Raw genomic sequence first — 6,086 nt, 5'->3', positions numbered from 1 at the left:
AAAGAGCATGCATATGATTGCACTAGAAGAAAAAATTACAATTTTGCCAACTCTCTTCGTCGAGAAACGAGATGGGAGACGTGTTGTATTTGATGTGGACAAGATTGACAAGGCTCTCCACAAGGCGGCAGACAAGGTTATGGATGTGACACCCTTAGTCGAAAAGCGCCTTAATGCTCTGACTGAGCGTATTGTCAAAGAAATTCATAGTCGCTTTCCACAGGGAGTTAAGATTTACGAAATCCAAAACATCGTAGAGCACGAATTGTTGGAAGCTAAAGAATATGCTCTGGCTGAGGAGTATATCACCTATCGGACTCAAAGGGATTTTGAGCGCTCAAAAGCAACAGATATCAACTTCAGTATCCATAAACTTCTCAACAAAGACCAGGCAGTTGTCAATGAGAATGCTAATAAAGATAGTGATGTTTTTAATACCCAGCGTGATTTGACAGCGGGGATTGTTGGGAAATCAATCGGTCTTCAAATGCTTCCTAAGCATGTGGCTAATGCCCACCAAAAAGGGGATATCCACTATCACGATTTGGATTACAGCCCCTACACGCCTATGACCAACTGCTGTCTGATTGATTTCAAGGGCATGTTGAAAAATGGTTTTAAGATTGGGAATGCTGAGGTAGAGAGTCCTAAGTCTATTCAGACTGCGACTGCTCAGATATCGCAAATCATCGCCAACGTTGCATCAAGTCAGTATGGAGGCTGTTCGGCAGACCGTATAGATGAAGTTTTGGCTCCTTATGCAGAGAAAAATTACCAAAAACACCTTAAAGATGCTGAGGAATGGGTCCTACCTGACAAGCGTGAGGAGTACGCTTGGAAGAAAACTCAAAAAGACATTTATGATGCCATGCAATCTCTAGAGTACGAGATTAACACCCTCTTTACATCAAATGGACAAACACCTTTTACTTCTCTTGGTTTCGGTCTAGGAACCAATCGTTTTGAACGTGAAATTCAAAAGGCTATCTTGAATATTCGTATCAAGGGGCTTGGTTCAGAACACCGTACAGCTATCTTCCCTAAATTGATCTTTACTCTTAAAAGAGGTCTTAACTTAGAGGAAGGTTCTCCTAACTACGATATTAAACAATTGGCTCTCGAGTGTGCAACCAAGCGCATGTACCCAGATGTCTTGTCTTACGATAAGATTGTCGAGTTGACAGGTTCTTTCAAAGTTCCGATGGGATGTCGTTCATTCCTTCAAGGATGGAAGGATGAAAATGGAGTTGAAGTTAACTCTGGCCGTATGAACCTAGGTGTGGTAACAGTCAATCTTCCTCGTATCGCCCTCGAGTCTGAAGGCGACCTGAACAAGTTCTGGGAAATCTTCAATGAGCGTATGAATATCGCTGAAGATGCTCTAGTTTATCGTGTGGAGAGGACCAAGGAAGCCACTCCAGCTAATGCGCCTATCCTTTATCAATACGGAGCTTTTGGCCGTCGCCTTGGTAAAGAAGAAAGTGTTGACGAGCTCTTTAAGAATCGCCGTGCTACTGTTTCGCTTGGCTACATTGGACTTTATGAGGTGGCAGCAGTATTCTTTGGTAACAATTGGGAAACCAATCCAGAAGCTAAAGAATTCACCCTTGATATCATTCGAGACATGAAACATCGAGTAGAAGAGTGGTCAGACCAATATGGCTATCACTTCTCTATCTACTCAACGCCATCTGAAAGTTTGACAGACCGCTTCTGTCGCTTGGATACAGAGAAATTCGGTTCTATTCCAGATATAACGGATAAAGAGTACTACACAAATTCCTTCCATTATGATGTGCGTAAAAATCCAACTCCTTTTGAAAAATTGGATTTTGAGAAGGTTTATCCAGAAGCGGGTGCGTCAGGTGGCTTTATCCACTACTGTGAGTATCCAGTTCTTCAACAAAATCCAAAGGCCTTGGAAGCTGTTTGGGACTATGCTTATGATCGTGTAGGTTATCTAGGAACCAATACTCCGATTGATCGTTGCTACAAGTGTGATTTTGAAGGAGATTTTGATCCAACTGAGAGAGGTTTTGCCTGCCCTAATTGTGGCAATAGTGACCCTAAAACAGTAGATGTTGTTAAACGGACCTGTGGTTATCTTGGAAATCCGCAAGCGCGTCCGATGGTTAATGGACGCCACAAGGAAATTGCTGCGCGTGTGAAACACATGAACGGTTCTACTATTAAAACAGCAGGACATGAAGTAAGAAATTAGAAAGAGATAGAATGGGAAAATATCAATTAGATGATAAGGGCAAGGCCTTGGTTCAACGATTCCACGAAAAGCATTCAAAGGGTGGAGTTAATAAAAAAGACCGAGTGGCTAGCCTAAGAGAGCAATTTTTAAATAAGAATAAAAAAAAGTGAGAGTCCGCTCTCGCTTTTCTCTTAGCTGGAGGTAAAGATGATATTACGCAGACCAACATTGGCAGATAAGGAAGCTGTTGTAGATATGATAGAGGAGTTTGAAGAGACCCAATCGACCCACAATGGCGGATTTTGGGATATTGAGAATTTCTCTTACGAGGACTGGCTAGAAACTGGCCGAAATAAAGAAATGGGAATAGGATTGCTGGAAAATCGCGTTCCATCAATTCAGTTCGTTTTGTTTGATGAATCAGGCCATGCTTTAGGTTTTTTGAATCTACGGCTGAGACTAAATGAGGGCTTGCTGAATCATGCTGGCCATATTGGCTATTCTATCCGCCCTTCCGAAAGAGGCAAAGGATATGCCAAGGAAGCTCTCCGTCAAGGTCTACAAGTGGCTAAAGAAAAGAACATCCATCGTGCTCTGGTGACTTGTAGCACAGAAAATTCAGCAAGCCGAGCTGTTATCTTAGCTAATGGTGGAGAGTTGGAGGATGTTCGAAATGGAACGGAGCGCTACTGGATAGAGTTGGAGTAGAAAGCATGACATGGAATACACCAAAATCAGGTGAGTGGAAGAGTGAGGAGCTTAGTCAAGGGCGTATCATTGACTATAAGGCTTTAAACTTTAAACAGTAGATGTTGTCAAACGGACCTGTGGATATCTAGAAAACCCACAAGCTCGGCCGATGGTCAACGGACGTCATAAGGAAATTGCTGCGCGTGTCAAACACATGAACGGTTCTACTATCAAAACAGCAGGACATGAAGTAAGAAATTAGAAAGAAAAAGTGAGAATTGCCTCTCGCTTTTCTTATAGCGGGGAGGGGAATATGGAACTACGCAGACCAAGATTAGCAGATAAAGAAACAGTTTTAGAGATGATGGCAGAATTTGAAAAAAGCCAATCAGCCCACGATGGCGGATTTTGGGATACTGAGGGTTTTTCTTACGAGAATTGGCTAGAAACTAACCTTAATAAAGAAATGGGAATAAACTTGCCTGAAAATTGCGTCCCATCAATTCAGTTCGTATTGTTTGATGAATCAGGCCATGCTTTAGGTTTTTTAAATTTACGATTGAGACTGAATGAGGGACTGCTGAATTATGCAGGGAATATAGGATATTCTATTCGCCCATCTGAAAGAGGCAAAGGTTATGCTAAGGAAGCTCTCCATCAAGGTCTAAAAATTGCTAAAGAAAAGAATATCAAACGAGCGCTTGTGACTTGTAGCACAGAAAATCCTGCCAGCCGAGCTGTTATCTTAGCTAATGGTGGGCAGTTAGAGGATGTTCGAAATGGAACGGAGCGCTACTGGATAGAGTTGGAGTTGAAAGCATGACATGGAATACACCAAAACCAGGCGAGTGGAAGAGTGAGGAGCTCAGCCAAGGACGCATCATTGACTATAAGGCTTTTAACTTTGTCGATGGAGAAGGGGTACGAAACTCTCTCTATGTAGCAGGTTGTATGTTTCATTGCGAAGGTTGCTACAATGTGGCGACCTGGTCATTTAATGCAGGCATTCCCTATACGCCAGAGTTAGAAGAACAAATCATGGCAGACTTAGCCCAGCCCTATGTTCAAGGATTGACTTTGCTAGGAGGAGAGCCATTCCTCAATACAGGTATTCTTTTGCCCCTTGTAAAACGCATTCGAAAGGAATTGCCAGAAAAAGACATCTGGTCTTGGACAGGCTACACTTGGGAAGAAATGATGCTGGAAACTCCAGATAAGCTAGAGCTTTTATCTATGATTGATATCCTGGTCGATGGTCGCTATGATCGGAGCAAGAGAAATCTTATGCTTCAATTCCGCGGCTCTTCCAATCAACGAATTATCGATGTACAAAAGTCTCTCCAAAGTGGAAAGGTAGTCATTTGGGACAAGCTTAACGATGGAAAAGAAAGCTATGAACAGGTGAAGAGAGAATGAAGAAAAAAGAGTTAATAGAAAGACTAGTATCAGAAATAGACTCAGGAAGAATTAGGACGCTAGGTATCTACGGCCACGGCGCTTCAGGGAAATCAACTTTTGCTCAAGAATTATACCAAGTATTGGATGCTGAAAAGGTAAATTTACTAGAGACAGATCCCTATATTACTTCGGGACGACATTTAGTGGTACCTAAAGAGACACCAGACCAAAAGGTGACAGCATGTTTACCAGTAGCGCATGAGCTGGCAAGTTTACAAAGAGATATTCTTGCTCTGCAAGCGGGTATGGATATCTTAACAATTGAGGAACCCTGGAAAGCCAGTGAGGTCTTATCTGGGGAAAAACCGATTCTGATAGTCGAAGGGATGTCTGTGGGTTTTCTACCCAAGGAACTCTTTGATAAAACTGTTTGTTTCTACACAGATGAGGAGACTGAATTAAAGAGACGACTAGCTCGAGATACGACTGTGAGAAATGGCGATGCATCCATTATATTGGCTAGTCAGCAGATGAGACGAGAGCAGTATCTACAATACTATAAAGAAACCGAGTCAAGAGCTGATATCTTGGTAGATCAATCAGATGATAAATTTCAAATTAAAACTAACAATATATAGAAGAAAAGTCAGAAAATCCAGCACTTAAATATGCAAATTCATTAAAATGGAATAAGAAAACAGTTTCATCTAAAAAATTTAAAAAAACCTGTCAAATCCCTTGCAATCGCAGGGGCTTTGTGTTATTCTATTATGGTGCTGTAAATTACAGCTTTAGCTTTGATGCAAGAGGTTGCGACACGCTCGGTTGCATTGCCACGCAACGCGCGTCGGTTTTCTCGCGTCGGTTTTCTTGTGGAGCTAGCCTATTATCTTAAATAGACGAAAAGGAGAAAAAGATGGCAAACAAAAAAATCCGTATCCGTTTGAAAGCTTACGAACACCGTACGCTTGACACAGCGGCTGCAAAAATCGTAGAATCAGCTACTCGTACAGGTGCACAAGTTGCGGGTCCAATCCCACTTCCAACTGAGCGTAGCCTCTACACAATCATTCGTGCGACTCACAAATACAAAGACTCTCGCGAACAATTTGAAATGCGTACACACAAACGTTTGATCGATATCGTTAACCCAACTCAAAAAACAGTTGACGCTTTGATGAAATTGGATCTTCCAAGTGGTGTAAACGTAGAAATCAAACTTTAATTTAAAGCTTGATCACTTGAGCATAAAAAACGCTCGTTAAAAACTTTTTGAATAAAAATATAGAAAAGGAACTATTTTCTCATGACAAAAGGAATCTTAGGGAAAAAAGTGGGAATGACTCAAATCTTCACTGAAGCTGGCGAATTGATCCCTGTAACAGTTATTGAAGCAACTCCAAACGTTGTTCTTCAAGTTAAAACTGTTGAAACAGACGGATACAACGCTATCCAAGTTGGTTTCGATGACAAACGCGAAGTATTGAGCAACAAACCTGCTAAAGGACATGTAGCAAAAGCTAACACGGCTCCTAAGCGCTTCATTCGTGAATTCAAAAACGTTGAAGGCTTGGAAGTTGGTGCTGAAATCACAGTTGAAACTTTCGCAGCTGGAGATGTTGTTGACGTAACTGGTACTTCTAAAGGTAAAGGTTTCCAAGGTGTTATCAAACGCCACGGACAATCACGTGGACCTATGGCTCACGGTTCTCGTTACCACCGTCGTCCAGGTTCTATGGGACCTGTTGCACCTAACCGCGTATTCAAAGGTAAAAACCTTGCAGGACGTATGGGT

The 6,086-nt window shown here is 41.9% G+C and carries 8 protein-coding genes and 1 pseudogene; all 9 read left to right on the top strand.

All coding sequences use genetic code 11. The annotated features are described in order from the left end of the window. Window positions 1-13 precede the first annotated feature (13 nt). Window positions 14-2,221, top strand: a complete 2,208-nt coding sequence (gene nrdD, locus E7C97_RS08960; RefSeq protein WP_316108980.1) for an anaerobic ribonucleoside-triphosphate reductase — start codon at window positions 14-16, stop codon at window positions 2,219-2,221. 11 nt (window positions 2,222-2,232) lie between these two features. Further along, window positions 2,233-2,373: a hypothetical protein gene (locus E7C97_RS08955; RefSeq protein ID WP_000521611.1), complete on the top strand. Its 141-nt coding sequence runs from the start codon at window positions 2,233-2,235 to the stop codon at window positions 2,371-2,373. Window positions 2,374-2,410: 37 nt separating this feature from the next. Continuing rightward, window positions 2,411-2,911: a GNAT family N-acetyltransferase gene (locus E7C97_RS08950; RefSeq protein WP_316108979.1), complete on the top strand. Its 501-nt coding sequence runs from the start codon at window positions 2,411-2,413 to the stop codon at window positions 2,909-2,911. 5 nt (window positions 2,912-2,916) lie between these two features. Then, a pseudogene (locus E7C97_RS08945) lies at window positions 2,917-3,003 on the top strand (anaerobic ribonucleoside-triphosphate reductase activating protein); the annotation flags it as partial. Between the two features lie 203 nt (window positions 3,004-3,206). Next, complete coding sequence (locus tag E7C97_RS08940; protein WP_316108978.1) at window positions 3,207-3,716, top strand: GNAT family N-acetyltransferase; 510 nt, start codon at window positions 3,207-3,209, stop codon at window positions 3,714-3,716. After that, window positions 3,713-4,309, top strand: a complete 597-nt coding sequence (gene nrdG, locus E7C97_RS08935) for an anaerobic ribonucleoside-triphosphate reductase activating protein (protein ID WP_075230997.1) — start codon at window positions 3,713-3,715, stop codon at window positions 4,307-4,309. Before E7C97_RS08940 ends, nrdG begins: the two co-directional genes overlap by 4 nt. After that, entirely contained in the window at window positions 4,306-4,929 is a 624-nt protein-coding gene (locus E7C97_RS08930) for a phosphoribulokinase (protein ID WP_316108977.1), read from the top strand. The genes nrdG and E7C97_RS08930 overlap by 4 nt, the downstream gene beginning before the upstream one ends. A 278-nt stretch (window positions 4,930-5,207) precedes the next feature. Beyond that, a complete protein-coding gene (gene rpsJ / locus E7C97_RS08925; RefSeq protein ID WP_001284513.1) occupies window positions 5,208-5,516 on the top strand; it encodes a 30S ribosomal protein S10 in 309 nt (102 codons plus the stop codon). Between the two features lie 81 nt (window positions 5,517-5,597). Beyond that, window positions 5,598-6,086: 50S ribosomal protein L3 (gene rplC, locus E7C97_RS08920; protein ID WP_261242897.1), on the top strand; the 489-nt coding region annotated here is incomplete at its 3' end.

Origin of the sequence: Streptococcus sp. (assembly GCF_032481935.1) — a bacterium.
GTDB lineage: Bacteria > Bacillota > Bacilli > Lactobacillales > Streptococcaceae > Streptococcus.
The sequence above is the reverse complement of the archived record's forward strand: the minus strand, read 5'-3'. Positions and strand labels throughout refer to the sequence as shown.

What these genes read in the sequence shown, in the direction of transcription:
- nrdD (WP_316108980.1), top strand. Translation starts at nt 14, where the DNA reads ATGATTGCACTAGAAGAAAAAATTACAATTTTGCCAACTCTCTTCGTC.
- E7C97_RS08955 (WP_000521611.1), top strand. Translation starts at nt 2,233, where the DNA reads ATGGGAAAATATCAATTAGATGATAAGGGCAAGGCCTTGGTTCAACGA.
- E7C97_RS08950 (WP_316108979.1), top strand. Translation starts at nt 2,411, where the DNA reads ATGATATTACGCAGACCAACATTGGCAGATAAGGAAGCTGTTGTAGAT.
- E7C97_RS08940 (WP_316108978.1), top strand. Translation starts at nt 3,207, where the DNA reads ATGGAACTACGCAGACCAAGATTAGCAGATAAAGAAACAGTTTTAGAG.
- nrdG (WP_075230997.1), top strand. Translation starts at nt 3,713, where the DNA reads ATGACATGGAATACACCAAAACCAGGCGAGTGGAAGAGTGAGGAGCTC.
- E7C97_RS08930 (WP_316108977.1), top strand. Translation starts at nt 4,306, where the DNA reads ATGAAGAAAAAAGAGTTAATAGAAAGACTAGTATCAGAAATAGACTCA.
- rpsJ (WP_001284513.1), top strand. Translation starts at nt 5,208, where the DNA reads ATGGCAAACAAAAAAATCCGTATCCGTTTGAAAGCTTACGAACACCGT.